2 protein-coding genes are annotated in these 1,521 nt (G+C 68.9%); both read left to right on the plus strand.

What is annotated here, in order from left to right:
- Positions 1–565, plus strand: a 565-nt coding sequence (locus tag ACOADB_RS13700; protein WP_378599492.1) for an esterase-like activity of phytase family protein, incomplete at its 5' end; no start/stop codon positions are given.
- 102 nt (positions 566–667) lie between these two features.
- A partial coding sequence (locus tag ACOADB_RS13705) for an endonuclease/exonuclease/phosphatase family protein (protein WP_378599495.1) occupies positions 668–1,521 on the plus strand: 854 nt, incomplete at its 3' end.

The following is a 1,521-nucleotide window of genomic DNA, read 5'->3' on the forward strand; positions in this document are numbered from 1 at the left end:
CGGCTCGCTGCCCGCGGACCTGTCGAAGCGCCGCGCGAACCGCGGCTTCGAGGACCTCGCGCTGCTGCCCGACGGCAAGACCATCGTGGTCGCGCTGCAGAGCTCGGTCGTGGTGTCGGGGGACCGGGACCGGATCATCACCGAGCTGGTCTCGTTCGACACGACGACGGGTACGACGCTGCACCGCTACGGCTACCGCTTCGACGCCGCCTCGACCTTCGCGGCCGGCACCCGGGGACGCGACCTGAAGATCTCTGCGCTCGTCCCGGTCGACCAGACGCACGTCATCGTGCAGGAGCGCACCGACACCGAGGCCCGCTTCCACACGATCACGCTCGACCCGACCGACCCGTTGGTGACCGAGGCCGACAAGTCCCTCCTGGTCAACCTGGCCGGTGTCGCGGGCGTGCCCGGCAAGGTCGAGGGTGCGGCGTTGAAGAACAGGTCGACGCTGGTGGTCATCAGCGACAACGACTTCGGGTTCGTCCCGCGGGCGTACGGCGCCGGTGAGGACGTCGACCCGTCGGGTGTGGAAACGGTGCTGGCCGAGGTCAAGCTGCCGTAGTCCGGGCAGCCGCCCGGCCCCGCATTGTAGGAGCGGAGCTGCGACCGGTGGAGACCCGAACGGGCCATTGTTCCGGTGGGCTGATGTGATCACCGTGGATCCATGAGGATCGCATCGTTCAACGTGGAGAACCTCTTTGCGCGCCCGAAGGCCATGGACGCCAACGAGGCCGACCCTGCCACCCGCAGCATGATCCTGGCCGCCCATGCGAGGGTCTCGACCCTCTTCGAGCTGGCCAGCTACCAGGGCGTCGAGGCGGAGATCCTCGACCTGCTCGACCAGCTGGGCGTCCTGAGCGACGACGAGGGCACCTTCGTCCGGCTGCGCAAGCTGCGCGGGTCGTTGCTACGACGGCCGATGACCGGCGCCGTCGTACTGCTGGCCAAGGGGCGTGCCGACTGGGTCGGCTGGGTCGAGCTCAAGACGGTCGCGGTCAACGTGCGCGCCACCGAGCACACGGCCCTGGTCATCAAGGAGCTCGCGGCCGACGTACTCACCGTCGTGGAGGCGGACAACCGGCCGGGGCTGGACATGTTCTGCCGGACCATGTTGCCGGCGGTGGGCGGGACGCCGTACCCACAGGCGATGGTGGTCGAGGGCAACGACACCCGCGGCATCGACGTCGGGTGCCTGGCGGCGGCGGGGTACCCGCTGGTCCAGATGCGCACCCACATCTTCGACGAGGACGCGACGGGGCCGGTGTTCTCGAGGGACTGTTGCGAGTACCACTTCGACACGCCCGCTGGCAGTCGCCTCGTGGTGATGGCGAACCACTTCAAGTCCAAGGGGTACGCCTCGCAGGGCGATCCCATCGGCGCGAAGCGACGCAAGCGCCAGGCCCGACGGGTCGCCGCGATCTACAAGGCCCTGCGCCAGGAGGGCATCGACCACATCGCAATCACCGGTGACCTGAACGACGACCCGGCCAGCGACTCGCTCAAGCCGCTCCTCAGCCT

This window comes from Nocardioides sp. CPCC 206348 (assembly GCF_048654705.1).
Taxonomy (GTDB): Bacteria; Actinomycetota; Actinomycetes; order Propionibacteriales; family Nocardioidaceae; genus Nocardioides.